The organism is Rhizobium sp. LjRoot254 (assembly GCF_964254105.1).
Lineage (GTDB): Bacteria > Pseudomonadota > Alphaproteobacteria > Rhizobiales > Rhizobiaceae > Rhizobium_E.
Genome location: NZ_CAXUSM020000001.1, coordinates 2,799,147 through 2,824,118 on the forward strand (window position 1 = coordinate 2,799,147; position 24,972 = coordinate 2,824,118).

A 24,972-nucleotide genomic window follows, 5' to 3' on the forward strand; every position below is an offset into this window, starting at 1 on the left:
CACGGCGCCGGATCGGATTCATGCGATGAGAATCGATGCGTAAGAGAATCGCCTGCCACTGCTTGCTGAAATGAGTAAGACGGGTGTCCAGCACCAGATTCTCAAGTTGAAGATTTCGCCATCGATTCAGAGGAAGTCGCGTCTCGAAGAATGCACCTGGGTCAAAGGCATGATGGCGGAGAAGATGGGATTCGAACCCACGATACCCTTCCGGGTATACTCCCTTAGCAGGGGAGCGCCTTCGACCACTCGGCCACCTCTCCGTCACCGGCGTGATTAGACAAGCTCACTGCCGATATCAAGCCCTTTATGACATCGCATTGAGATTTGAGCGTATTTGGTCTGTGTGCACGACATTTCGGAGAGCGCGGCCATCGGCGGGCCAAGACGGAAAGTCCCGGATCGAGCATGACCGGGACTTCAAAAGCTTACAGGTTGTTGGGTGTGGTCGGGTCAATGATTGCGGGCGCCTTTTCCAGCTTCTCGCCTGCGGGCGGGTTGTCATTGACGATGTTTTCGTTCTCAGTCACCGGCTCGGTCGCCGGGGCCGTGATCCGTGCATTGTCCTTCGGAGTCTGGGTATCGATGCTCATGCCCCAGAATTCGGACGCGGCCCAAGCCAGCATTGCCAGGATCAGGCCGACGACAAGCACATAAAGAACGGGCCGCCCGAGCAGACCCTGCCGGGCCTCGACGGGGCTCAGTTCCACGCGGCGTTCGTCTCGAGGTTCATGGATTGCCATGGTCGTATACCTCTACTGTTTCACAGCATTCTGCTGGAGATTCAACGGCCAGACGGCGGCTTGGTTCCGAAACCGCCGTGGCTCACTTCTTCTTCAGTTGCGGATCCTCCGGATGGATCGCCATCGGATCGTCAATCGCGGGTGCGGGCTGGACGACATCACTGTCTCCGATCGCCGGCGGATTGAGCACGCTGCCACAGGCGGCCAGCTGGTCGCTCAGCGAATCGTGAGGAACCACACCCGGCTGCGCATCGCCCGAATCCTTGTCGGGACTCGCGACAGGCGGCCTCGCCGCGTCGCAATCGCCCGGATCCGCCGTTTGGGCATATAAAGCGGTGCCGGCGAACAGCGCCAATATCGCGGTAGCGATCGGGAGGGCATGGATTTTCGTGTTCATGACGCGTCTCCTCATGGTTGACCGTCATATCGACAACCGCCATGCCTGCCGTTTGTTCCGGGGAACGAGGTGCAGCCCGGACGCGTTGCAGGGGAAGCAACAAGGAGTGTGAGCGCCATGCAAGACAGTCCGAAATCCCGCAAGGACGATCTCGCCGATCCCACGAAAACACCGCCCGCGGGGCCACACGCCAAGGAAAAGCTCACCGATCGTGAGAAGACGCCCGGGACGGGGTCGCTGCCGGAGAAGAACCAGCCTGACGTCGATGTCGGCCCGGACTGATCTTGCCGATGGAAGCGCGCGACATTACCTTTGGGTGATGACGGCAGACGGTAACCGTGTGCCTGGGAAAGACTTATGCTCGAGTTCGCCAACACATATTCCGAACTGCCCGACCGTTTCTTCGCGCATGTGAGGCCGACGCTGGTGCCGGCGCCGAAAATGCTGAAGTTCAATCACGCGCTTGCGGATGAGCTTGGACTGGATGCAGCGACGCTCGATTCGGCCGAGGGTGCTGCGATCTTTTCCGGCAACAAGGTTGTCGAAGGCACGCATCCGATCGCCATGGCCTATGCCGGCCATCAGTTCGGCGGCTTCGTGCCACAGCTCGGCGACGGCCGTGCGATCCTGCTTGGGGAAGTGATCGACCGGAACGGTATCCGCCGCGACATCCAGCTCAAGGGCGCTGGCCGCACCCCCTATTCGCGTGGCGGAGACGGCCGCGCTGCCGTAGGGCCGGTGCTGCGGGAATATCTCGTCAGCGAAGCGATGCATGCGCTTGGCGTGCCGACAACACGGGCGCTGGCGGCAGTGGCGACCGGCGACGATGTCCATCGCGAGACGGTGCTGCCCGGTGCGGTTCTGACGCGCGTCGCGGCAAGCCATATCCGTGTCGGCACATTTCAGTTCTTCGCCGCACGCGGCGATGTCGAGGGTCTCAAGTCGCTTGCGGATTATGTGATCCAGCGGCTCTATCCGGAACTCGAAGGGTCGGAGGCGCCCTATCTTGCGCTGCTCAGCGCGGTGGCGGATCGCCAGGCGGCACTCGTGGCCCGCTGGATGCATGTCGGCTTCATCCATGGCGTAATGAACACGGACAATTCGTCGATTTCGGGCGAGACGATCGATTTCGGGCCCTGCGCCTTCATGGATGCCTATGACCCGGCGACGGTTTTCAGTTCGATCGATCGCGCCGGGCGGTATCAGTATCAGAACCAGCCTGGTATCGCGCAATGGAACCTCGCCCGGCTGGCCGAGACGCTGCTGCCGCTGATCGATGAGGACAGCGAAAGGGCCGTCGAGGCGGCCAACCAGGTGGTGATCGACTATGCCGGCGCGTTCCAGCAATACTGGCTGGCGGGGCTCCGCCTGAAGATCGGCCTTCACACGAATGAAGATGCAGATGGCGACCTTATCCAGGCGCTGCTGTCGCTGATGCATCAGGGCGCGGTGGACTGGACGTCGGCATTCCGGGCGCTCGGCAAATCCACCAGGGGCGAGGACACGCCGTTCTGGAGTCTCTTCAAGGACAGGGCAGCGGCTGACAAGTGGCTTGCTGACTGGCGCGCTCGGCTTTCACGCGAGCCCGGCTTCGATGAGCAGCGGGCGGCTGACATGGACAGCGTCAATCCGCTCTATATCCCACGCAACCATCTGGTCGAGGAAGCGCTGGCGGCGGCGATCAATGAAGACGATCTCGGTCCCTTCGAAAGCATGAATGAAGTGCTCTCAAGGCCGTATGAAGAGCAGGCGGGCGCCGAGCGCTACACTGAGCCCGCTCCCGGTGACCGTGCGCCCTACCGGACGTTCTGCGGTACATGAGACACGAAAAGAGCCGGCGTGATGCCGGCTCATTCCGCAGTCCTCGTGTAGAACTCTTAGTGATGCTTATTTCTCGACGATATTGCCTTTATGGTCGACGCCCAGCGACACCAGGGTATCGTCCTTCATCGCCGTCGTGCGCCAGACGCCGTCCGAATCCAGATCCAGATAGCCGATGCCGGTATAGCCGGCCGCAGCCAGCCGGTTGCGAACCTGCGATTCGGTGAAGCTGTTTTCACCCGGAACAGGGACAATTGCACTGCCGTCATCCGGCGTGACGACGGGCGGATTGATGCTTCCCGTCGTATCTCCCTCCTGAGCAGGGGCGGCCGCAGGCGTCAAAGCCAGGAACGCCGCGAAAAAGATATATTTTTTCATGGTGTTACCTCCGATTTGTTTCTACCGCTGCCAACACGGCTTATCCGGAACAACAGTTCAAAATCCGAATGGTTCCTCAGGGATAAGGGGGTCGGGAATTGCGTTTCGGCACCGCGGCGAAACGCGGTTCCGGGCTTCCGCCGGTGATCGACCATGTCGGAAATTGCCAAAGCAACAGTGGACAACTTTACACGCTCTCGACGCCGGAGAAGACTCGCTTCACACTAACAATGCCCGCCGCATGATTAAGAATGAATATTAGTCATTCAAAAACGTCTTCTTTGTAAGATGGACGCCAGAATGTTCCATGAGCATGAGTAAACCTGCACAATTCTCTTCATTAGCTTCGGTTTTAGTCGTTTGATCACCAGCAGTTACAAAATCGCAGTCCTCGTCGTGGAAGATGAATTCCTGATCCGCATGGACATTGCCGACAGTCTTGAAAGAGCGGGCTTCATCGTCCATGAAGCCGGCAATGCCCGCGAGGCGATCGATATCCTCGGCAAGAACCCCGATATCCAGGCGATGTTCACCGATGTCGACATGCCGGGCGGCATGGACGGCGTGAAACTCGCGGCCTTCGCACGCGACCGCTGGCCGCCGCTCAAGATCATCATCACATCGGGCTATCGCCGGGTTACGTCCACCGAGATGCCGGCCGAATGCCGATTTTTCGACAAGCCGTATAGTCTCGACCGGGTGATCACGACCATCCGCGAAATGACAGTCTCCTTCTGAACCAGCTCTTCAGGAACGAACACGGCCAAGCCGCGTTTTCCGGTTTGCGGAGCGTGACGCCTGCCACGCCCGTCTCAACCCGTTCCGGAAGGAGTATCATCATGCCCGCAAAATCCCAGGCGCAGCAGAAGGCTGCCGGCGCGGCACTCGCCGCGAAACGTGGCGACATGCCCAAGAGCAAGCTCAAGGGTGCCTCGAAATCGATGGAAGAATCGATGAGCGAGAAGGAACTCGACAAGATGGCCTCGACCAAGCGCAAGGGCAAAGCCGAGCATAAGTCGACCAAGCACTAAACTTGAAAGGCCGGATCGCTCCGGCCTTTTCCATTCCATCATGTATCAGCCGCTGTTCGCCTGCTAAGCTTTGCCGACGCGAGAGCGAACGTGCCGTCAGGCGACATCTCTCCATTGATCACGGCAGCCAGCCTGTTCGATCCTTCCCGCGTCACCTTGATCTCGTAGCGTGTACCATCCAGCACCAGCACGGCCTCGAAGCCCGGCCAAGCGGAGGGCAGGACCGGTTCGATCCGCACGCGGCCACCCTCGCGGCGGATGCCGAGGATTGCCTCGACCGCCGTGCGATAGAGCCAGCCCGCCGAACCGGTGTACCACGTCCAGCCGCCCCGACCGGTGCGATCGCCCGCGCCATAGATGTCTGCCGCCACGACATAGGGCTCGACTCGATAGACGTCCGCATCCTCCTTCGATAGCGCGTGGTTGACCGGGTTCAGCATCGAGAATGCCCGGTAGGCGTCGTCGGCACGTCCCATTTTCGCCAACGCATAGGCGGTCCAGATCGCGGCATGGGTATATTGGCCGCCATTCTCGCGCACGCCGGGCGGATAGCTCTTGATATAGCCGGGGTCCTTGTCGGAATGCTCGAAGGGCGGGGTAAAGAGCCGGATGATCTTGCCCTCGGGATCGATCAGTTTCGACGAGACGCTGTCCATGGCCTGATTGGCACGCGCCGGGTCGCCCGCGCCCGAGATCACGCTCCATGACTGGGCGATGGAATCGATGCGACATTCGTCGCTGTCTTTGGAACCGAGAGGAGAACCGTCGTCGAAATAACCGCGGCGATACCATTCGCCGTCCCAGGCATTGGCTTCGATCGAGGCCTTCAGCTTTTCGCGATGGGCGGTCCAAGCCTTGGCATGCGCCTTGTCCTTGCGGGATTCTGCGATCGGAATCATCTTCTCCAGCGCCAGCATCAGGAACCAGCCGAGCCAGGTGCTCTCACCCCTGCCCTCGATGCCGACCCGATTCATGCCGTCGTTCCAGTCGCCGCCGAGGATGAGCGGCAGGCCGTTCGCCCCCGTGCGCTGAATGGCGAGATCGAGGGCCCTGACGCAATGGTCGTAAAGCGTCGCGGTCTCATCGGACTTCTCCGGCGGGAAGAAGGATTCGTGCTTTTCGCCCAGCGGCTCGCTCTTGAGGAAGCCGATCTTCTCGTCGAGGAGAGACGCGTCACCGGTGACCGAGAGATAATGGGCCGTGGCATAGCTAAGCCAGACCACGTCATCCGAAATCAGGGTGCGGACCCCCGCCCCTGACCTGGGCAGCCACCAATGCTGCACATCGCCCTCGGTGAACTGCCGGCTGGCCGCATTGATGATCTGCGCACGGGCGAGGCCGGGATCCTGCAGCATCAGAGCCAGCGTATCCTGCAGTTGGTCGCGGAAGCCGAAGGCGCCCGAGGCCTGGTAGAAGGCGCTGCGGGCACGGATGCGGCAGGCGAGGTTCTGATAGGGCAGCCAGGTATTGACCATACGGTCGAAAGCCGGATCCGGTGTCGCAACCTGCAGCGTTCCGAGGAAGTACTCCCACTGCGCCCTGGTCTTTTCCAGCTCTGTCTCGAAGCCGACAGCCATGAGGCGTTCGATCAGGGGCACGGCCAGCTCCGCAGTATCGACATCGCCGACAAGGAAGAGCGTCTCCGATGTCTCGCCCTCGGGGATGGTGACATCGATGGCGATGGCCGCGCATGGATCGCCGCCGCTCTCGGCGGAATTCGAAAGGGTAAGCCCCGCCTCCACGGCAGAGGGCGCAAATGTATCCGAATTGCCGCCGAGGAACTCGCCGCGCGCTACGGTGAAGGATTGCAGCGGACGGCTGGCCGCCAGGAAGGCGGTCCGCGTGTTGTTGTCGATCGAGAACGGGTTCTGCGCCATCAGCGCGTTGGCGTCCGCCTCGTGCCAGTTTCGCAGATAGGGCGCCGTGCGGGCGCGATTGTTGCCGAGCACCCATTCAGCATAGGCATAGATGCGCAGCGTCCTGGCGTTGCCGTTCTTGTTGGTGACCCGAAGGCGTAATAGTTTCGCGGGGTCGCCTTCGGCGACGATCTGGGTCATCTCGATTTCCAGACCCTCGCTCTCCGTCCTGAACGTCGAACAACCAGGCGCATGACGTACTTCGTAGAGAGCGGCGGGATCCCTGCCGATGGCCGCGAAGGGCGAGAACGTCTTTCTCGCGGGGAGATCTCTGATGTAAAAGGCCTCGCCGGGCCGATTGACGACCGTGTCGTTGGTCCAGGGCGTCAGCTGGTAGTCGCGCGAATTCGAGCTCCAGGTGAAGGCCGCACCTTCCGCCGAGATGTGAAAGCCGAATGTTCCGTTGGACATGACGTTGATCCACGGATGCGGCGTTGCCTCCCCACCCCGGAGCCTGACCACATAATCGCGGCTATGCGGATCGAAGCCGCCATAGCCGTTCCAGAACAGAAGGTCGCTCCCATCGACAGCCGCTGGGCTCTGGTTTGCAGGCTCCGCAGCCCGGCGTGCCAAATGTTCGGCGAACGTTCTGTCCTCAGCTAGAGCGGGGCTCGACGCTGCCGCCAGCTCCTCGTGGGCCAGCTTTTCGAGCCGGTCGAGCTGCTCGGAGATCGCGCCGTTGCGGGTGTGGAGCATGATGCGAGCCGCACTGATCAGCGCCTGATAGGTTTCGGGCTCCATCAGGTCGCGGCGCACCGAGAAAATATGCTGCGCCGGCCCCGACGACAGGCCGCGCCGGCGGGCATTTTCGCACATGAAATCGATGGCGTGCTGGACGCTCTGGGCATAGGACGCGGCACGCTCGTTGATGATCACGAGATCGGAAATGATGCCCCGCGAGCGCAGATATTCCTGCATCCTGAACGCCTTCTGGATAATCGCCAGATCCGCCTCGTCGTCGATCCTCAGCGCAAAGATCGGGAAGTCGCCCGAGATCGACATCGGCCAGAGCGCCGACTGCTGGGCGCTGACAACATTGCCCGGCGTCAGGATCTGTCGCAGCCGTGTGTCCGGATAAATCAGGAAGGAGGCGATGCGCTGGAAGAGCAGCGCTTCGGCGTGCGTCATATCGAGATGGCGTATCTGCACCTGCGTGCGCGTCCAGGCGAGCCGGGCCTCGTGCTCGAAATTCTCGGCATGCCGGTAGCGCGCCACCTGGGCCTCGAGTTCGGTGCGGTTCGGCGCGGCAATCGTCCAGAAGACGAGGTTCGCCTCCTTGCCCGCCGGCACGCGGATCGTCTTGCGGAGCGCAAAGATCGGATCGAGCGTAAAACCCTGATGCGCTTCGAGCTTTGCATCCTTGTCGAAAGCCCGCGCGCAACGGATATCGCGGCCCCGGCCGATGAAGGCGCGCCGATCGGTCTCGGCCTGGACCGGCGAACGGCTTGTCGAGCCGGCGATCAGATGCGCGACCTCGATATCCGGCTCGTCGTGACTGCGCTTGTTGCGGCGGGCATAGATGACATCGCCGCTTTCGCCGATCTCGGTCTTGATGAACATCTTGGAGAAGACGGGATGAGCCACGTCGTTATCCGGCGGCGAGAGCACGAATTCGCCATAGGACGTGATCTCGATATGGCGGTCGGTCGTGCCCGAATTGATGATGGTGATCCGGCGGCCCTCGGCATCCGCCTCGGTGCCGACGATGACTTCCAACTTGGACTTGATCGTGCCGACGACCTTGCTGAACTCAGCCTTCTCGTCGGCGAAGACGGTAAGCGCCTCCTCGCCCTCGACGGATTTCGGCCCGGGTGCGGCCGACCACCACTCGCCCGAACGGACATCGCGGAGGAATATGTGCGAACCCCAGTCGTCGACGCTCGGGTCGGCGCGCCAGCGCGTCACGGCCTGGCCATTCCACATCGAATATCCCGAGCCCGTCGCGGTCACCATCACGGAGTAATGACCGTTCGACAGCACGTTGACCGAGCGGCGCGCCTGCATGGGGTCTTCGATCATCCGGTATTTCTGGACCGTCATCAGGTCGGACGCGTCCGAGATCGGTTCGCCGGCATCGGGCGTGCGGATCGGAACCGCCTCGCGCGGCGCCTTTTCCTGCAGCAGCAGCTCAGCCGCTTCGATGACGGGATCGCTGTGGAAGCGATCGCGCAGGCGGCCGTTCAGCACGGCGTTGCCGATCGCGGTGATCGACATGCCCTGGTGATGGGCCATGTAATTGTGCACCAGCGCGTAATCCTTGCCCTCCGGCAAGCGTGCTTCTGTGAAGTCGATGGCGTCGTAATAGCCATAGACGCCCAGCGCCCCGATGGCATCGAGCTTGGCGAGGTTTACAACCGCCTCGCGCGGCTTGAACTGGCTGGCCAGCAGGCTCGCATAGGGCGCAATGACGACATTGTTGCCGAGGTCGCGCTTCAGGCCGAGGCCGGGCACGCCGAAATTGTGATACTGGTAGTTCAGTTCCCGGTCTCGGGCATGATAGGCCGATTCCGAGACGCCCCAGGGGATGCCGAGCGACTTGCCGTAGGCGATCTGGCGTTCGATGGAGAGGTTGTTGGATTGGTTGAGGATGCCGCCCTGGCGCTCGTGCATGATCACCGGCGGCATGAGATATTCGAACATCGAACCGGACCATGACACCAGCGTTGCCCGGCCGGTGATGGTTGTCACGGGACGGCCGAGGCGGAACCAGTGCTCGCTGGCGATATCGCCCTTGGCAATCGCAAAGAGGCTGGTCAGGCGCGCTTCCGATGCCAGCAGATCGTAGCAGGATTCGTCGAGCTTGCCCTCCTCGCCGCGATATCCGATCGACAGCAGGCGGCGTTCCTTGTTGAGCAGGAAACCGAAATCCATGTTGAAGGCAAGCGCCCTCGCCCGTTCGCCGAGACTGTCGAGCCGCGCGCGCACCTCGTTCTGGCCGGCGCGATCGAAGACGGCGTCAGCGAAATGCGCCTCGCAATTCCTGTGCAGGCGATCGGCCCATTCAACGAGAAGCTTTGTTGCGTCGCTGCCGATCTCATGATCGAGATCGTGGGCAAAGCCCAAGATCTCGCTTGCGACCACCGAGAGCCCGATCGTGCGGACCGGGGCGAATTGCGGCTCGCCGAGATAGGCTTGCAGCGTCTTTTCAAAGCCTTCCAGCCGTTCTTCAAGACGACGCCTCAAGGGACGGATGCTGCGCCGGTCGTCGGGGATAGTCGCCAACGTCTCGCGGAGCACGCGTCCGGTATCACCGATGCCTCTGATGTCGCCCATGAGATGCACCGGCAGCGCCGCCGACCAATCCTTGAGGGTCGAGGACACGACGATCAGGTGGCCCGCGAGATTGCCGCTATCGACCGACGAGACGTAGTGCGGGTGCAGAACCCGGAGGTCTCGTGTGTCGTACCAATTATAGATGTGGCCCTTGAATTTCTCCATCCTCTCGACGGTCGAAATGGTCTGTTCGAGCCGGCCCACGCAATCGAAGAAACTGATCCAGCCCATGTCGCGGGCGGTGATGGTGGACAGCATGTAAAGCCCGATATTGGTCGGCGAAGTGCGGCCGGCGACCAGTGGTACCGGCGATTCCTGAAAATTATCCGGCGGCAGGAAATTGTGCTCGGCAGTTACAAAAGTCTCAAAGAAACGCCAGGTCCGGCGCCCGATCGTGCGCAGCGTCGCGGCATCGGCTTCCGATACGTCGAGGCAATCCTCGTTTTCCAGCGTCTGGCTCGTCCACCATGCGAGAGCAGGCGCCACAAGCCAGATCAGGCCGAAGACGGACGCGATCACCGCATCGGCCGGATTGACGGCGAAGACGAGAAGCATGGACGCGACGGCAATCAGCGGCGATGCCGCCATCTGCCTGTAATAATAGACGATGCCGCCCGCTCCCTCGCTCAGCACCTGCTGGGCCGTGCGCCATTCGAGCAATTTCGTATGACTCACGAACATGCGATGCAGGGTGCGGACGATGGCATCCACCATCAATCCGGCATTGTGGGCCATGAAGGCGATGGACAGCCCCATCTGCGCCATCAGGTCGATGACATCGTTGACCAGCGCCCGGGCATGGCTTTCGGGCGAGACTCCGACCTGGCGCGGCACCACGCCACTGAAGAGCGAAATCACCGGCCCAACGAAGAGTGCTGCTATCAGGATCATCTGCCAGAGGGCCGCAGCGGCCGATCCCAGCAGGCACCAGCCGAGCAGCGACGCCGCGATCCATGTGCCTGGCATCAGCGAACGGCGCAGATTATCAAGCATCTTGAAGCGAGACAGCGCGGTCACATTCGCCTTGCCACGGAGGACATAGGGCAGAAGCTGCCAATCTCCACGCGCCCAGCGGTGCTGGCGCGAGGCTTCGACCTCGTAGCGGACCGGGAAATCCTCGATGAAGGCAACATCGGTGACCAGACCGCTGCGGGCGAACGAGCCCTCCAGCAGGTCATGGCTGAGGACGGTGTTCTCCTCGATCCGGCCCTCCAGTGCGGCCTGGAATGCATCGACGTGATAGAGGCCCTTGCCGGTGAAGGAGCCTTCGCCGAACAGGTCCTGATAGACGTCGGAAACCGCAAAGACGTAAGGGTCCAGCCCCCGGTCACGCGAGAAGATGCGCTGGAAGACGGACGCCTCGTCGCCAGTGGTCAGCGACGGCGTGATGCGTGGCTGGAGGATGGCGTAACCATCGGTGACACGGCGGCTCCCGGGATCGATGACCGGCGCATTGAGCGGGTGGGCCATCTTGCCGATCAGCATACGGGCGGAATCGCGCGGCAGCCGCGTATCGGAATCGAGCGTCAACACGTATTGGATATGCTCCGGCAAAGGCGCGGATGGCGGAAGGAACGTCGTGTCGTGATCGCCTCGGATGAGCAGGTTGAGTTCGTGCAGCTTGCCGCGCTTGCGCTCCCAGCCCATCCACACGCCTTCCGAGGGATTGTAGAGCCGGCGGCGGTGAAGCAGGAAGAATCGGCGCGGCCCTGCCGGAGCATATTTCGCGGCAAGCCGGTCGATCTCGGCTTCCGCGAAAGTCAGCAAGTCGCGATCCTCGGCACTCTCCTCCACCGGGCTGTCGGCCCAGTCGGCGAGAAGCGCGAAGAAAATCTCCCGGTCTGGATTGGCGAGATAATGGACCTCGAGATTGCGCGCGAGCGCATCGACGCTGTCGCGGTTCGAGAACAGGCAGGGGATGACGACAAGCGTGCGGGCAGTTTCCGGCACGCCTGACTTGAACTCGAAGCCAGGCAGGTAGGACGGCGAAACGGTAGCGAAGACGATGGAGCGGTAGAGCGCGGATGCCGCTTCGAGCGCCGGCAGCGCGAAAGCCAGGAGCAATATCGTGACCCCAGCGGCGGCAAGAGGTGTGGTCGCCAGGAACCATCCCGCCAATGCGATGATCATACCCGTCAAGATGAGGCTGGGGACGACCAGAGAGGCCAAGCCCCCCCTTCTCACAACATGCTCGATGCGTTCCGAAAGCGGCGTCTTATAGCCGACAACCTGCTTCAGTTCGGCGGCACCCTTGTCCGCGAGGTAATAGCCGACATTGTCGCGGCGCGGATCGCCGGATTTGGCGCCGACCGACATTTCCAGCGCCAGTTGGGCGACTTCCATTTCGGATTTCGGCGAACGCCGCGCGATCCGCTCGATCGCAGTGCGATAATGGTTGCGGGTCCGCGCGTCGAGTGTTGCGAAATCCGAGGCTTCCCGGAGCGCCACATCGACCTTGGAAATGTCCTCGAACCACAGGGTCCAGTCGAAATCGTCGATCCGCTTGAGGCTGCGGATGATATTGCCGACGGTCAGGTTGCCGGTCGATATGCGGCTGTGCTCGAGGACGATAGCCTCCTCGGCGTCGATGCCGCGCGCTTCGAGTTGCTCCTCAAGCCATGTAAGCGCCTCGGCGGCTGAGGCTGAATCCTCGCGCAACCGATAGAGAAGTTGGGCGGTGAAACTATTATCGGTCGTGAATTTTTCTTGCTCGCGGAATGCGCGACCTGGATCGGCATTCTCCCGGTTCGAAGCGAGGAAATCGGCGAACCGGTTCGCCTCGTCTCGCATGCGGCGGGAAACATCGACGCGATCCGAGAGCCGGCGGAGGTTTTCGAGAAGCACATAGCGCAGGATCGCGGGGATGGCCCAGATCTCGCCGATCGTCAGCGTCTCGATCTCCTGGAATCCCTCAACGATCGAGGTCAGCGAAGCCGGCGTGAATGTGCTGTCCGTATGAGCGACGTAATCCCAGGTCAGTGCGAACATGCGCGGTAGCCGCATGCCTGCCGTCATCTGCATATCGGGCAACTGGCGGAAGAATTTTACCGGCAGGTCGCGCCTGACCTGACGAAAGTTCTCCTTGACCGTATGATGATGATCGAGCAGCCATTCGGCGGCGGGTGTGATCATCTGCTTGCGGCGCGAGGCGTCGGCGATCGCGCTATAGTTTTCGAGGATGGCGCGCTCGTTCTCGTTCAGCCGGTGCGGGAAGCGGAACTCCGAGAAACCGACGAGTTCGGCCGATTTGGTGACCGCAAGGTTGCGTCCGAGCGCTGCGAGCTCGTCAGCGGTCTGGAAATCGCTTCTGATCGGCGACGAGGAATCGATAATGGTTTTGACGGAGTCCGAGGGCTCCGTTCTGTGAGAATGGACATTCATTATTGTTGTTCTCGCCCGCTGGGTTCTGCCCACGGTAACGTTCGCGCCTGCGAAAATGTTCCAGAGGCTTGCGCCCTAAGCGCCAGCCATGCAACCAAATTCGCGCAGGCTCGTTTCCGTCACGTCACCATACATGCAAAAGGGTTCGCGATGCTCCGGAGATTCCTCGTTTCCATCTTCGTCGTCATATTGATCGCCGTGGGCGCGGTGGCTGCCGTCTATTATTTCGACCGGGAGTCGGCGACACTGAACGCAGAGGATGGATACGGCACTGACCCCAAGCTGCCGCCGCCGAATGCGACCATCTTCCCAACAATGAATGTCGCCGAAGCATCGAGCTGGCCCGAAGGCGAGACGCCGGTGGCAGCAAACGGCATGCAGGTCGTGGCCTTCGCCAAAGGTCTGGACCATCCGCGCACGCTGCTCGTCCTGCCCAATGGCGATGTCCTTGTTGCCGAGACAAACAAGCCTGAGAAGGAAGACACTGGATTTTCGGTCCGAGGGCTGATCGAAGGCTTGCTGATGGGCCGCGCTGGCGCTGAGACCTCCAGCGCCAACCGCATTTCGCTCCTGCGTGACGCCGATGGGGACGGTATCGCGGAGACGCGCGAAGTCTTTCTCGAAAATCTCCACTCGCCGTTCGGCATGACGCTTTCCAACGGCACGCTTTACGTCGCCAATACCGATGCGATCATGGCTTTCCCCTACAAGGACGGCGACACCAAGATATCGGCGATCGGCGAGAAAATCGTCGACCTGCCAGCCGGTCCGATCAACCATCACTGGACCAAGGATCTTGTCGCAAGCCCGGATGGCACGAAGCTCTACGTGACCGTCGGCTCCAACAGCAATGTCGGCGAGAACGGCATGAAGAACGAGGAAACCCGGGCGGCGGTGCTGGAAGTTGATATCGCGGGCAAGAAGACGCGGCTCTTCGCATCCGGGCTTCGCAATCCCAACGGCATTACCTGGAATCCGGAATCGAAGGCGCTTTGGGTCGCGGTCAACGAGCGCGACGAGATCGGCAGCGACCTCGTGCCGGATTACATGACCTCGGTGAAGGACGGTGGCTTCTATGGTTGGCCCTACAGCTATTTCGGCCAGCATGTCGATGAGCGCATCGAGCCGCAGAAGCCCGATCTGGTCGCCAAGGCCATCGTGCCGGATTATGCGCTCGGGCCGCACACCGCCTCGCTCGGCCTGACGTTCAACACCGGCGATCTGTTTCCTCCCGAATACAAGAACGGCGCCTTCGTCGGCCAGCATGGTTCGTGGAACCGGGTGCCCCGCAGCGGCTACAAGGTGATTTTCGTGCCGTTCAAGGCAGGTAAGCCGGATGGCAGGCCAGTCGATATCCTGACCGGTTTCATCGGTCCGGACGACAAGGCGCGCGGCCGGCCGGTCGGCGTGGCGATCGACAAGGCGGGCGCGCTGCTCGTGGCGGACGATGTCGGCAACATCATATGGCGGGTCACGCCTGATCTGCCGAAGCAAGCCACGAACAACTGAGGAGCAAGGACATGACCAGTATCAACCAGGCCGATGGAACGGGCGCGATCGATGTCGGCGGCACCGTGTCGCCAGTCTCCTATCACGTCATTGCAAGGCCACTCGACGACGGTGCACGCACCAGTGTGCATATCGAAGTCAGCCTGCCGCGCGACTGGCTGATGGCGCGCGGTTTCAAGTCCGAAGCGGTGTTGATCCGCGAGGACGGCAGCCGGCAGTCCGTGCATGCCGAAGACCACCTTGACGCGACGGCGCCGCTCTCGGTGCTTCTGACGACATCGCCCGAGTCAGTCGCATCGGAGAGTGAGCTGGGTCAACGCTTCCCCGAACTCGTGCTCCACTAGATTTACATCGGCTGGGATGCGGCGCGCCGACCGTGTTCCAGCGCACCCGTGTGGTCGAAATGCCGGGGATAGAAGGCCATCAGCATGTTGAACATGGTCTGCAGCGACTCTTCGCGAGTGTAGGGTCCGGTCATCGTCATCAGATCGAACCACATGCCGTTCAGCGTCACGCGGATCGCGCGCGCCGCATGTACGGGCAGCGAAGGATAGCCGCCCTCCTCCGTCAATTCAGCACAGAGCTTTTCGATGGTATGAAGATATTCGAGGTCAAACGCGGCACAGTTCTCCTGGTAGATGGGCCGGCTCTGCGCTTCGGCCCAGAGCGCGGACCATGCGGCCATCCGCTCCGGTGCAGAGATCGTGTCATCGATATCGGCACGGATCAGCGCCTCCATCTGTGCGGCCGGCGTCTTCGGCGCCGCTTCGAGCGCCTGGACCCAATTGTCCCGGTACTCGCGCGCCATGTATTGTAGCGTTTCGGTGAGCAGCTTTTCTTTCGTCTGAAAGTGGAAGATGATCAGGCCGTGCGACAGGCCGGCGGTTGCGGCCACTTCCGTCAGCGTCGCGCGTGAAAAGCCGACCCGGGCAAGCGTTGCGATCGTCGCATCGATGAACTGCTGGCGACGGAATTCGCGGCTCGCCTTGCGCGGCGATTGCTCGATAACCGCAAGTTTGCTCTCTTCCATGCGCAGGCTCGCCCCATTGCATTCGCATTCGTTGAAATCAAATCCTGAACGAAAAAAACAAAAAAATCGACCCCATGTGGTGAAATTTATTGATTGACAGTTCAGTCAAAATGAAAAAAGCTAGGCGCCAACGATGATGCGACCCGCAAAAGCGGCCGATAGGGAACTGGCAATTGGGAGATGACCGGATCATGCTGGATGCATGTGGACCGACCGTGATCGCGGCCGCCGTCGTGCCGTTGCTGTTTTCGGGGCCCGTTCAGTGCCTCGAATTCCTGATGTCCTCTTCCTACGAACTTTGTTGAGAAAGAGGAGCGCGCAATGAACCAGATGCAGATCCCCCACCCGGCATCCCCGCTTCTTCCTCATTGCGAGCCTTCGCTCCCTGCCCTCGCCTATTATGATGCCGACTGGTTCGCCACCGAGCAGAGGACGATCTGGGCGCGAAGCTGGGTCTATGCCGGCCGCGTCAACGATCTGCCCGTAATGACCATGCGCCGCATCGAGATCGCTGGACAGAACCTGATCCTGGTGCGCGACCGCGAAGGCACGATCACCGCCTTTCACAATACCTGCCGGCATCGCGGTTCCGAACTCTGCGCCGAGCCGGAGCGCAAATTGAATTCCCGGCTGATCGCCTGTCCCTATCACCAGTGGAGCTACGGGCTCGACGGCAGGCTGGTGCGTACGCCCTTCGTGTCGATCACGCCGGATTTCGACAAGGGCGACTTCACCCTCTTCAAGGTGCATGTGAAACTGTGGAACGGCTTCATCTACCTCTGCCTGGCGGACGACCCGCCGGATTTCGCAGATGTGCCCGACCTCGGCGCGCACGCCCTCGACAACTGGCCGACGGAGAGCCTCGTCACCGGCCACACATTTACCAAGACGCTCGACTGCAACTGGAAGGTCTTCTGGGAAAACTACAATGAATGCCTGCATTGTCCGGGCATCCATCCCGAACTCTCGGCCGCCGTGCCGATCTACTCCAAGGGCTACATGGCCGCGAACGAAGCACCCGACTGGACGCCGGAGCAGGAAGCGGAACATGCGCTCCGCGAAGGCGCGATGACATGGTCGATGAATGGGCTGGCCTGCGGCCCGGAATTCGTCACGCTGACCCAGGCCGAGCGCGATGCCGGCCAGACCTTCGTGACCCTGGTGCCGACAATGTTCATCGTCGCCCATGTCGATTACATCAGAGCCGTGTCGCTCAAGCCGCTTGGCCCCGAGAGAACCGAACTCAAGGCCGAATGGCTGTTTCCCGCTGAAACCCTCGCCCAGCCCGATTTCGACCTCGGCAATGTGGTGGATTTCGCAACCCTGGTGATGAGCCAGGACGGCGCGGCTTGCGAGATGAACCAGCGCGGCCTCAAATCCTCGAAATTCACCGAAGGCGTGCTGATGCCGCAGGAATTCGATGTCTACCGGTTCCAGTCATGGATCCGCGATCGCATGGAACAGAACTAGCTCCAGAGGAAAGAGAAGAGGTCGAGACCATGACTGAAATTACCAGACGCACAGCACTCACCCTGATCGGCGCCACGGCCCTTTCGGCACCCTTTATCCGGCGCGCACGCGCCGAAGGCACGCTCAATGTCTATAACTGGGCGGACTATATCGGCGAGACGACGATCGAGGATTTCCAGAATGCCTCCGGCATTGCGGTGACCTATGACAACTATTCCTCGGCCGAGGAGATGCAGGCCAAGATGCTTGCGGGTTCAACCGGTTACGACGTCGTCTTCATGGCCGGCGTGAGCCTTCCGAACTTCATCAAGGCAAAAATCTACCACAAGCTGGACAAGACCAAGCTGCCGGGCTGGAGCAATCTCGATCCGGCGATCCTGAAGATCATGGAGACCTGGGACCCCGGCAACGAATATGCGGCGCCATATATGTGGGGCTCGGTGGGCCTGAGCTTCAACCTCGACATGGTCAAGGAGCGGCTCCCCAACGCCGACCTTCAATCGCTCGACATTCTGTTCAAGCCGGAGAATGCCGCGAAGCTCGCCGATTGCGGCATATCCGTGCTCGATAGCCCGACGGACATCATGTACATGGTGCTGAAGTATATCGGCAAGGACCCGAACACCGCGACCGAGGCCGACTACCGCGCCGCCGCGGAGGTCTTCAAGCCGATCCGCCAGTACATCAAGACCTTCGACAATTCGAACTATCTCAACGCCATTCCCAACAAGGAACTCTGCCTCATCAACAACTGGTCGGGCGACTATGCCACGGCCAAGACGCGCGCCAAGGAAGCCGGTGTCGAGATCAACCTCGCCTACTACGTGCCGAAGACGGGTTCGCCCGCCTGGGTCGACACGATGTGCATCCCGTCGGATTCGGCAAGCGTCGACAACGCCTATAAGTTCATCGAATACATGCTGCAGCCCGAAGTGGCCGCCAAGTGCTCGAACTTCACCAACTATGCCAACGCCAACGCCAAGGCCAAGCCCTTCCTCGATCCAGCGGTCGCCAACAACCCTGCGGTCTATCCGGATGCCGAGACGATGAACCGCCTGTTCGTCACCAAGGCCCAGACCGAAGAGCAGGAACGCGCGCTGACCCGCGTCTGGACGGATGTGAAGTCGGGCTGAGGCCCGCCTTTCATTTCACTGTCGGACGAATTCGCAATCGAGGTCATCATGATTCAAAGCAACGAGCAGGCCAATTCAAAGGCCTTCGTGAAAATCGAAAATGTCACGAAAACCTTTGCGGGCCTGCCCGCTGTCAAGAATGTGTCGATCGACATCGCCAAGGGCGAGCTCTTCGCCCTTCTCGGCGGCTCCGGTTGCGGCAAAACCACGCTTCTGAGGATGCTGGCCGGCTTCGAAACGCCGACATCGGGCCGGATCTTCATCGACGGCAAGGACATGACCGGCGTGCCGGCCTATGAGCGGCCGGTCAACATGATGTTCCAGTCCTACGCGCTGTTCCCGCACATGACAGTCGAGAAGAATGTGGGATACGGCCTCAAGCACGACAGGATGAGCGAAGCGGCACGCAAGGATCGCGTCAGGCAGATGCTTGATCTCGTGCAGCTTTCCGAACTCGGCCATCGCAAACCGCACCAGCTCTCCGGCGGCCAGCGCCAGCGCGTGGCGCTCGCCCGCTCGCTCGCCAAGCATCCGAAGGTGCTGCTGCTCGACGAGCCGCTCGGCGCGCTCGACAAGAAGCTGCGCGAGCATACCCAGTTCGAGATTGCCAATATCCAGGACAAGACAGGCATCACCTTCGTCGTTGTGACCCACGACCAGGAAGAGGCGATGACGCTCGCCACCCGCATCGCCGTCATGGACAAGGGGGAAGTGCGCCAGATCGGTTCGGCGACCGAAGTCTACGAATATCCCAACTGCGCCTTCGTCGCGGGCTTCATCGGCTCGATCAATATGTTCGACGGCGAGGTGCTAGCGATGAACGGCACGGCATCGGTGGTGGTGCCGAAGCTTGGCGCGACGGTGACCGCGCCGCAAAGTTCGACGATCCGCCAGGGCGAGAAGATCAAGGTCGCCGTGCGGCCGGAAAAGATCCACATCACCCGAGACCAGCCTATTGCGGGGGCCAACGCGGTGCAGGGCACGGTGCAGGATCTCGGCTATTTCGGCAAGGATTCGCTTTACCGCATCAAGCTCGACAGCGGCACGGTGATCGCCGTCAACAATGTGAATTCCCGGCGCGCCGCCGAGAGCGAGCGCGTGGCGCAGTGGGAAGACCGGGTCTGGCTGTCCTTCGAGCCCTCGTCCGTGATTTTGTTGAGGGATTGAGGGTGATGCTTGTGCTTCGTGATACCCCCCTCTGCCCTGCCGGGCATCTCCCCCTCAAGGGCAGGGCAATCGCATATGGAACGCCATCGGTTGCCGCAAGTGCCCTCTTCTCCCCTTGGGGAGAAGTGCCGAGCGCATGCGAGGCGATGAGGGGTTCCCAAACGCGTCCATGGCGCTTCGCGCAACCCCTCATCCGACCCTTCGGGCCACCTTCTCCCCAAGGGGAGAAGAGGAGAGCTAACTCGAGGGCCGCAGTATGAACGAACCCGCCCACGCCTCCGCCCTCTCCCGCTGGTTCAACGGCAATGGCTGGCGCCAGGTCATCATCGCCACGCCCTATGTCTGGCTCACCATCTTCTTCTTCATTCCGTTCCTGATCATCGTGTGGATCAGCCTCGGCAAGACGGCACCGATTTCTCCGCCCTTCGCATTCAAGCCGGAATTTCCCTGGATCTATCTCGAAGGCTACGGGCGCCTGTTCACCGACACGCTCTATATCAGGGCCTATTTCGTCTCGGTCTACAATGCCGCGATTGCCACCGCTCTTTGCCTGCTCATCGGCTATCCGATGGCGCTGGGCCTGACCCGCGTCAGCCGCAGCTGGCGCAGCTTCCTGCTGATCCTCGTCATCCTGCCGTTCTGGACCTCGTTCCTGCTGCGCGTCTACGCCTGGATGGGCCTGATGGGCTCCAACAGCTGGTTCAACAAGGGCCTGACCTCGATCTGGAACACGCTTGTCCCGCAGAGCTGGGAATTGACCTCCATTCCCATGATGAACTCGAATTTCGCGGTCATCCTGGTCATGGTCTATACCTACCTGCCGTTCATGATCCTGCCGCTCTACGCCAATCTCGAAAAGCTCGACAACACGCTGAACGAGGCGGCGATGGACCTCGGCTCGCGGCCGAGCCAGGTGTTCCGCGATGTGACGCTGCCGCTCTCGATCCCCGGCATCATCGCCGGTGGACTGCTGGTGTTCATTCCAGCCTCCGGCGAGCTGGTGATCCCGAGCCTCGTCGGCAACGCCTATGACCCGATGATCGGGCGGGTGATTTCGGACGAATTCTCCTCGGCGCGCGACTGGCCGATGGCCGCCGCGGTCGCCGTGGCGCTGTTGCTCCTACTCGTTATCCCGATGATGGCTTACAGCCATTTCGATGCCAAGGCCCAAGCCGGACGGGAGAACGGCTGATGAACCAGAAGCACTATTTCCTGAAGACCTGCCTCTTCATCGGCTTCGCCTTCTTCTATATCCCGATCCTGTCGATGATCTTCTTCTCGTTCAACAGGTCGCGGCTTGCCACCGTCTGGGGCGGGTTCTCGACCGAGTGGTACTGGAAGCTGTTCGCCAACAAGCAGGTCATGAATGCGGCCCTGCTGTCGCTCGAGATCGCTCTGGTCAGCGCCACGATCGCCACGATACTGGGTACGATGGCCGGCATTGCACTGGCCCGCTTCAAGCGCTTTCGCGGCCGCACGATCTTCTCCGGCTTCGTCACCGCGCCGCTGATCATGCCGGAGGTCATCACCGGCATTTCCATGCTGATGCTGTTCATCCTGATGGGCCAATATATCGGCTGGCCGAGCAAGCGCGGCTTCACGACGGTCACCATCGCCCACATCACCTTCTCGCTGACTTTCGTGACGACGATCGTGCAGTCGCGCCTCACCTCGATGGATATTTCGATCGAGGAGGCCGCGATGGATCTCGGCTCGAAGCCCTGGCAGGTGCTGAAGGACGTGACGCTGCCGATCATCATGCCGGCGATCATGTCGGGCTGGCTGCTCGCCTTCACCATCTCGCTCGACGACGTCGTGATCACCAACTTCACCACCGGCCCGGGCGCGACCACGCTCCCGATCCTGATCTGGTCGAAAGTCAAGCTCGGCGTGACTCCCGATATCAACGCGCTCGCCTCGATCGTCATCATCATCGTCGGCATCTGCGTCGGCATTGCCGGCATCATCATGATGCGGGCGGAGCGGCGGCGCGACCGCGACATCCATATGGCGACCGCAGCGAATGAGTGAATTCATGAACAGGGAAATTGCGATCCGCAATCTGATCGACGAGATCGAGACCTATCTCGGGCGTTTCGATGGTCCAGGGATAGCCGACGTCCGCGCCGGGATAGCCAGATGGAAGGGCGGACCGATCCGAGAGGTGACGCCGAAGCGGATAAAGCAGGTTGCGCATGTTGATGCCGCGCTCGACTGGATGGACGCCCACGGCGACCGTTCCCTCGCCTCGGCCATCCGCGCCGCCATGCCCTATCTCGAATGGATGGCATACGATCCCTATCCGCGCGAACTGATCGGCGATGTCTATGCCGAGAACCACACCATGGCCTCGCTGATCGGCGAAGGCGGGCAGATCGGCGCCACGAATTTCGATCTCGGCTTGTTCGGCTTCGGACCGAACATCCTCTATCGCGACCATCGGCATGCCGCGCCCGAACTGTATGTGCCGCTGACCGCGCCACATGGTTGGCGCTTCAAGTCCGGTGAGCCGCTCAATTGGCATTCCTCGCACCAACCGCAATGGAACGAGCCATGGGCGCAGCACGCCTTCAAGGCGGGTCCAAATCCCTATTTCTGCGTCTTCGGCTGGACGAAAGACATCAACGTCCCGGCCGAGATGGTGCCGTGCGACGACTGGCCCGCGCTCGAAGCCGACAATCCCCACGCCTGAAATCCTGAAAGCAGCATCATGCCCTCCCCCGATCTGATCATCATCAACGGCAATATCGTGACCATGGACCCGCTGACGCCGAAGGCGGAAGCACTGGCAGCGACTGGTGGGCGCGTTATCGCGCTCGGTACGACGGCCGAGATCAAGGCGCTGGCAACGAGTGCCACCCGCGTGATCGATGCCGGTGGGCGCCTCGTCCTACCGGGTTTCCAGGACACGCATATCCATTTGCAGGATTCCGGACAGGGCTATGGACAGAATGCCGCGCTGGATGAAGCGCGGACGATCGACGAACTGGTGGCGATCATGCGCGCCTTCGCCGCCTCGCATGACCGGCCATGGGTCGATGGCGTCGGCTGGTATACCGGCATTTTCACCGACCACAACCTGACCCGCGAGGTACTGGACCGCGCCGTGCCGGATCGTCCAAGCTTCATCCTCGCCTCGGACGGCCACAATGCCTGCATGAATTCGCTCGCCTGCGAATTTGTCGGGCTGGTCAAGGGCCTCGCCGATCCGCCGAACGGGCATTTCGTGCTGGACGAAAACGGCGTGCCGACCGGCATGTTGCACGAGGATGCGATCAAATGGGCCGACGCCCGCATGCCGCAACCTGATGACGAGGACTTCGCCTTCGGCGTCAAATATGCCGCCGCGCTCGCGAACCGCCATGGCATAACCGGCGTGCTCGACGCTTCGGTCGCCGACCGGCATGTGCGGGTCTATGACGGGCTGGAGAAAGCCGGCGCGCTCACCGTTCGCGTCCGCGCCACAGCCCGTGTCGAGCCACATGAAGCGACCGCCGATGCGCTGGCCCGCATCTCGGCCTATCGCGCCGCGCACCAGTCCGAGATGTTCACCGTGCATTCGGCGAAATTCTTCCTCGACGGCGTGCTGGAAAATCGCACCGGCGCCATGCTCGAGGACTACTCGGACAGCCTCGGCGGCAACGCACCGCTGATGTTCGATTACGACCAGATACTCGAACTCTTCACCGCCTTCGACGCCGCGCGCTTCCAACTGCATGTCCATACGATCGGCGACTATGCTGTACGTGCCGCCCTCGATGGCATGGAGGCGGCACGCAAGGCCAACGGCCGCTGGCCGAGCCTGCACCAGATCGCCCATGTGCAATGCATCGATCCCTCGGACATTCCCCGCTTCCACGAACTCGGCGCGATGATGAACATCCAGCCCCTTTGGGCGCGGCACGAGCCCTCGGTCACCGATGTCGCGCTGCCGATGGTCGGGAACGCGCGCGGCAAATGGATGTACGCCTTCCGCTCGCTGATCGATGCCGGCGCGCCCTATGCGCTGTCGTCGGATTGGGGCGTCTCGACGCTCAATCCGTTCGAGATCATGGAAACCGCGATCACCCGGCAGCCGCCCGGCCGACCGAAGACCCATCCGATCTTCCTGCCGGAGCAACGGATGACACGCGAGGAATGCGTCAAGGGCTACACGATCCACGCGGCGGAGGCCGCCTGGCGTTCGGCCGATACCGGTTCGCTGACGCCGGGCAAATATGCCGACATCATCATTCTCGACCGCGATATCTTCACCTGCGATGTCTACGATATCGGGGACACCGAGGTGATGCTGACGCTGCTGGGTGGTAGGGAAGTTCACCGGGACAAAGGTTTCGGCGGCTAGTGAACTCGCGCCGCCGTTAGTGCTCCACCGTAAACAGTTCCATCGGCTCGCTCACGCCGCGCAGCGAAAACTGGCCGAGCGATGCCAGCTTTTCGCGGGCGGCGGGGTCGCAGGCGTCGACGAAATCGGCTGACACGAGCGCGTCGTTATCGGTGGTCTTGCAGATGGTGCAGATGCGGCTGACCTCGTTGACGGCGGGGCCGACGACGGTGAAATCGAGCCGGTTGCGGCTACCGACATTGCCATAGAACATCTGCCCCTTGTGCAGCCCGACATAGACGCCAGTGCAGGGCTCGCCTCGCGCGGCGCGCCGCTGGTTGAGATATTCGAAGTCGCGGCGCAATTCGCGTTCGGTTTTCAGTGCGCGTGATGCGGCAGCAGTAGCGTCGGGTCCCTTGAATGTCGCCAGCACGCCATCGCCGATCAGTTTAAGCACATTGCCGCCGTTGCGATGCAGCGCGCTGATGACGACCGAGGCATAATCGTTGAGCAGCGGGAGGATCTGTTCAGGGCGCGCAGCGTCGGTGATTGCGGTAAAGTTCTTGAGGTCGGACAGCCAGATCACCGCATCGATCATCTCGGCCTGGCCGCGTGCAACCTGCCCGTCGATGACGCGGGTCGCCGCATCCTGGCCGAGATAGACGCGCGCCAGCGTCTTGACGATTCGGATGCTGCCGACGCTCTTGAGCGCCAGCGCAAGCGTCGGCAGAAACCGCCGCAGCACATGGAGGTGATCCTCGCTGAAGCCTTCAGGCTCCCGCGTCGCCCATATGATGTAGACGGAGTCCATTGCCCCGATGCTGCCCTTCTTCGTAAACCGCTCGATGCGGGCGACGACGTCGGTATAGCCCTCTTCGCTGAGTTGCGGCAGCCGGTAGAAATCGAGCGGTGCGCCCTTCCAGATCTCGCGGCGCACTTCCGTCTCGCCCGATGTCATCAGGTAATTGAAGACCGAGTTTTCCCAGTTCGCACGGGTCTGGCCGGCTTCAGTGGACGCATAGGTTCGGAGCGGCCGGACCTTGGTGTCTTCCGACTTCCACTCAAAGGCATGGCCCTCGAATTCCGGGTGCAGCGTGTCCATCAACCCGACGGCATAAGCGACCGGGATGCCGATATTGTTGCATCGCTCGCAGAAGCTCCAGAATATCTCGTTCGGCTCTTCGCCCCGCAGACCGGCGCCAGCCAGCCAGTGCAGAATCTCGATCTCGCCTTCTTGCATGGGTTCCACCTCGGGCATTACCGGCCCATGGGTAAAGGCGATGGATGCAATTCGCAAGAGTGCTTACATGACGGAAAGGATATCTTCCTCCCCGAATCCTTCGCCTTGACGCCGAGCGGAGTGAGCGTGTCACCCTCGCCGAAGTCCAGGACGAGGTTC

19 protein-coding genes and 1 tRNA gene are annotated in these 24,972 nt (G+C 61.4%); 13 read left to right on the forward strand and 7 right to left on the reverse strand.

Features of this window, described 5'->3' with window-relative positions:
- Nucleotides 1-173 precede the first annotated feature (173 nt).
- The 3 genes from ACSQ26_RS13810 to ACSQ26_RS13820 form a co-directional block, all read right to left on the reverse strand.
- Nucleotides 174-263 (reverse strand) — tRNA-Ser (locus tag ACSQ26_RS13810).
- Nucleotides 264-428: 165 nt separating this feature from the next.
- The gene (locus ACSQ26_RS13815; RefSeq protein ID WP_436009659.1) at nt 429-743 is read right to left on the reverse strand and encodes a hypothetical protein; all 315 of its coding nucleotides are present in this window, start codon (nt 741-743) and stop codon (nt 429-431) included.
- Between the two features lie 82 nt (nt 744-825).
- Entirely contained in the window at nt 826-1,140 is a 315-nt protein-coding gene (locus tag ACSQ26_RS13820) for a hypothetical protein (protein ID WP_436009661.1), read from the reverse strand.
- Nucleotides 1,141-1,257: 117 nt separating this feature from the next.
- Between ACSQ26_RS13820 and ACSQ26_RS13825 the strand changes: the two genes are divergently transcribed.
- Both ACSQ26_RS13825 and ACSQ26_RS13830 read left to right on the forward strand, forming a co-directional pair.
- Nucleotides 1,258-1,422 carry a hypothetical protein gene (locus ACSQ26_RS13825; RefSeq protein ID WP_436009663.1) on the forward strand — a complete coding sequence of 55 codons (165 nt, stop codon included), beginning with the start codon at nt 1,258-1,260 and terminating at the stop codon, nt 1,420-1,422.
- Nucleotides 1,423-1,497: 75 nt separating this feature from the next.
- Nucleotides 1,498-2,961, forward strand: a complete 1,464-nt coding sequence (locus ACSQ26_RS13830; RefSeq protein ID WP_436009665.1) for a protein adenylyltransferase SelO — start codon at nt 1,498-1,500, stop codon at nt 2,959-2,961.
- A 66-nt stretch (nt 2,962-3,027) separates the two neighbouring features.
- Here the strand turns inward: ACSQ26_RS13830 and ACSQ26_RS13835 are convergent, their stop codons facing one another.
- Nucleotides 3,028-3,339 carry a PepSY domain-containing protein gene (locus tag ACSQ26_RS13835; RefSeq protein ID WP_436009667.1) on the reverse strand — a complete coding sequence of 104 codons (312 nt, stop codon included), beginning with the start codon at nt 3,337-3,339 and terminating at the stop codon, nt 3,028-3,030.
- A 396-nt stretch (nt 3,340-3,735) separates the two neighbouring features.
- On the opposite strand from ACSQ26_RS13835, the gene ACSQ26_RS13840 reads away from it, so the two are divergent.
- The gene (locus ACSQ26_RS13840) at nt 3,736-4,077 is read left to right on the forward strand and encodes a response regulator (protein WP_436009669.1); all 342 of its coding nucleotides are present in this window, start codon (nt 3,736-3,738) and stop codon (nt 4,075-4,077) included.
- 101 nt (nt 4,078-4,178) lie between these two features.
- On the forward strand, nt 4,179-4,370 hold the full coding sequence (locus ACSQ26_RS13845) for a DUF3008 family protein (RefSeq protein ID WP_436009671.1): 192 nt from the start codon (nt 4,179-4,181) through the stop codon (nt 4,368-4,370).
- A 38-nt stretch (nt 4,371-4,408) separates the two neighbouring features.
- Here ACSQ26_RS13845 and ACSQ26_RS13850 read toward each other — a convergent pair whose 3' ends face one another.
- A complete protein-coding gene (locus ACSQ26_RS13850) occupies nt 4,409-12,940 on the reverse strand; it encodes a GH36-type glycosyl hydrolase domain-containing protein (protein WP_436009673.1) in 8,532 nt (2,843 codons plus the stop codon).
- Nucleotides 12,941-13,090: 150 nt separating this feature from the next.
- Here ACSQ26_RS13850 and ACSQ26_RS13855 point away from each other — a divergent pair, with 150 nt between their 5' ends.
- Nucleotides 13,091-14,449: a PQQ-dependent sugar dehydrogenase gene (locus ACSQ26_RS13855; protein WP_436009675.1), complete on the forward strand. Its 1,359-nt coding sequence runs from the start codon at nt 13,091-13,093 to the stop codon at nt 14,447-14,449.
- An 11-nt stretch (nt 14,450-14,460) separates the two neighbouring features.
- The gene (locus tag ACSQ26_RS13860; RefSeq protein WP_436009677.1) at nt 14,461-14,793 is read left to right on the forward strand and encodes a hypothetical protein; all 333 of its coding nucleotides are present in this window, start codon (nt 14,461-14,463) and stop codon (nt 14,791-14,793) included.
- A gap of 2 nt (nt 14,794-14,795) precedes the next feature.
- Here ACSQ26_RS13860 and ACSQ26_RS13865 read toward each other — a convergent pair whose 3' ends face one another.
- Nucleotides 14,796-15,479, reverse strand: a complete 684-nt coding sequence (locus ACSQ26_RS13865) for a TetR family transcriptional regulator C-terminal domain-containing protein (RefSeq protein WP_436009679.1) — start codon at nt 15,477-15,479, stop codon at nt 14,796-14,798.
- 321 nt (nt 15,480-15,800) lie between these two features.
- Between ACSQ26_RS13865 and ACSQ26_RS13870 the strand changes: the two genes are divergently transcribed.
- The 7 genes from ACSQ26_RS13870 to ACSQ26_RS13900 all read left to right on the forward strand — a co-directional run bounded on the left by ACSQ26_RS13870 (nt 15,801) and on the right by ACSQ26_RS13900 (nt 23,594).
- The gene (locus tag ACSQ26_RS13870) at nt 15,801-16,949 is read left to right on the forward strand and encodes an aromatic ring-hydroxylating oxygenase subunit alpha (protein WP_436009681.1); all 1,149 of its coding nucleotides are present in this window, start codon (nt 15,801-15,803) and stop codon (nt 16,947-16,949) included.
- Between the two features lie 29 nt (nt 16,950-16,978).
- Nucleotides 16,979-18,082 carry a polyamine ABC transporter substrate-binding protein gene (locus ACSQ26_RS13875; RefSeq protein WP_436009683.1) on the forward strand — a complete coding sequence of 368 codons (1,104 nt, stop codon included), beginning with the start codon at nt 16,979-16,981 and terminating at the stop codon, nt 18,080-18,082.
- A gap of 48 nt (nt 18,083-18,130) precedes the next feature.
- On the forward strand, nt 18,131-19,249 hold the full coding sequence (locus tag ACSQ26_RS13880; protein WP_436009685.1) for an ABC transporter ATP-binding protein: 1,119 nt from the start codon (nt 18,131-18,133) through the stop codon (nt 19,247-19,249).
- A gap of 256 nt (nt 19,250-19,505) precedes the next feature.
- A complete protein-coding gene (locus ACSQ26_RS13885; RefSeq protein WP_436009687.1) occupies nt 19,506-20,441 on the forward strand; it encodes an ABC transporter permease in 936 nt (311 codons plus the stop codon).
- Nucleotides 20,441-21,280: an ABC transporter permease subunit gene (locus tag ACSQ26_RS13890; RefSeq protein ID WP_436009689.1), complete on the forward strand. Its 840-nt coding sequence runs from the start codon at nt 20,441-20,443 to the stop codon at nt 21,278-21,280. Before ACSQ26_RS13885 ends, ACSQ26_RS13890 begins: the two co-directional genes overlap by 1 nt.
- 4 nt (nt 21,281-21,284) lie before the next feature.
- The gene (locus tag ACSQ26_RS13895; RefSeq protein ID WP_436009691.1) at nt 21,285-21,941 is read left to right on the forward strand and encodes a dimethylsulfonioproprionate lyase family protein; all 657 of its coding nucleotides are present in this window, start codon (nt 21,285-21,287) and stop codon (nt 21,939-21,941) included.
- 18 nt (nt 21,942-21,959) lie between these two features.
- The gene (locus ACSQ26_RS13900) at nt 21,960-23,594 is read left to right on the forward strand and encodes an amidohydrolase (RefSeq protein ID WP_436009693.1); all 1,635 of its coding nucleotides are present in this window, start codon (nt 21,960-21,962) and stop codon (nt 23,592-23,594) included.
- 16 nt (nt 23,595-23,610) lie between these two features.
- Here ACSQ26_RS13900 and ACSQ26_RS13905 read toward each other — a convergent pair whose 3' ends face one another.
- On the reverse strand, nt 23,611-24,813 hold the full coding sequence (locus ACSQ26_RS13905) for an adenylate/guanylate cyclase domain-containing protein (RefSeq protein ID WP_436009695.1): 1,203 nt from the start codon (nt 24,811-24,813) through the stop codon (nt 23,611-23,613).
- Nucleotides 24,814-24,972 lie beyond the last annotated feature (159 nt).

Excerpts from the sequence above, each read along its gene's own strand:
- ACSQ26_RS13815 (WP_436009659.1), bottom strand. The coding sequence starts at position 743 with ATGGCAATCCATGAACCTCGAGACGAACGCCGCGTGGAACTGAGCCCC.
- ACSQ26_RS13820 (WP_436009661.1), bottom strand. The coding sequence starts at position 1,140 with ATGAACACGAAAATCCATGCCCTCCCGATCGCTACCGCGATATTGGCG.
- ACSQ26_RS13825 (WP_436009663.1), top strand. The coding sequence starts at position 1,258 with ATGCAAGACAGTCCGAAATCCCGCAAGGACGATCTCGCCGATCCCACG.
- ACSQ26_RS13830 (WP_436009665.1), top strand. The coding sequence starts at position 1,498 with ATGCTCGAGTTCGCCAACACATATTCCGAACTGCCCGACCGTTTCTTC.
- ACSQ26_RS13835 (WP_436009667.1), bottom strand. The coding sequence starts at position 3,339 with ATGAAAAAATATATCTTTTTCGCGGCGTTCCTGGCTTTGACGCCTGCG.
- ACSQ26_RS13845 (WP_436009671.1), top strand. The coding sequence starts at position 4,179 with ATGCCCGCAAAATCCCAGGCGCAGCAGAAGGCTGCCGGCGCGGCACTC.
- ACSQ26_RS13850 (WP_436009673.1), bottom strand. The coding sequence starts at position 12,940 with ATGAATGTCCATTCTCACAGAACGGAGCCCTCGGACTCCGTCAAAACC.
- ACSQ26_RS13855 (WP_436009675.1), top strand. The coding sequence starts at position 13,091 with ATGCTCCGGAGATTCCTCGTTTCCATCTTCGTCGTCATATTGATCGCC.
- ACSQ26_RS13860 (WP_436009677.1), top strand. The coding sequence starts at position 14,461 with ATGACCAGTATCAACCAGGCCGATGGAACGGGCGCGATCGATGTCGGC.
- ACSQ26_RS13865 (WP_436009679.1), bottom strand. The coding sequence starts at position 15,479 with ATGGAAGAGAGCAAACTTGCGGTTATCGAGCAATCGCCGCGCAAGGCG.
- ACSQ26_RS13870 (WP_436009681.1), top strand. The coding sequence starts at position 15,801 with ATGAACCAGATGCAGATCCCCCACCCGGCATCCCCGCTTCTTCCTCAT.
- ACSQ26_RS13875 (WP_436009683.1), top strand. The coding sequence starts at position 16,979 with ATGACTGAAATTACCAGACGCACAGCACTCACCCTGATCGGCGCCACG.
- ACSQ26_RS13880 (WP_436009685.1), top strand. The coding sequence starts at position 18,131 with ATGATTCAAAGCAACGAGCAGGCCAATTCAAAGGCCTTCGTGAAAATC.
- ACSQ26_RS13885 (WP_436009687.1), top strand. The coding sequence starts at position 19,506 with ATGAACGAACCCGCCCACGCCTCCGCCCTCTCCCGCTGGTTCAACGGC.
- ACSQ26_RS13890 (WP_436009689.1), top strand. The coding sequence starts at position 20,441 with ATGAACCAGAAGCACTATTTCCTGAAGACCTGCCTCTTCATCGGCTTC.
- ACSQ26_RS13895 (WP_436009691.1), top strand. The coding sequence starts at position 21,285 with ATGAACAGGGAAATTGCGATCCGCAATCTGATCGACGAGATCGAGACC.
- ACSQ26_RS13900 (WP_436009693.1), top strand. The coding sequence starts at position 21,960 with ATGCCCTCCCCCGATCTGATCATCATCAACGGCAATATCGTGACCATG.
- ACSQ26_RS13905 (WP_436009695.1), bottom strand. The coding sequence starts at position 24,813 with ATGCAAGAAGGCGAGATCGAGATTCTGCACTGGCTGGCTGGCGCCGGT.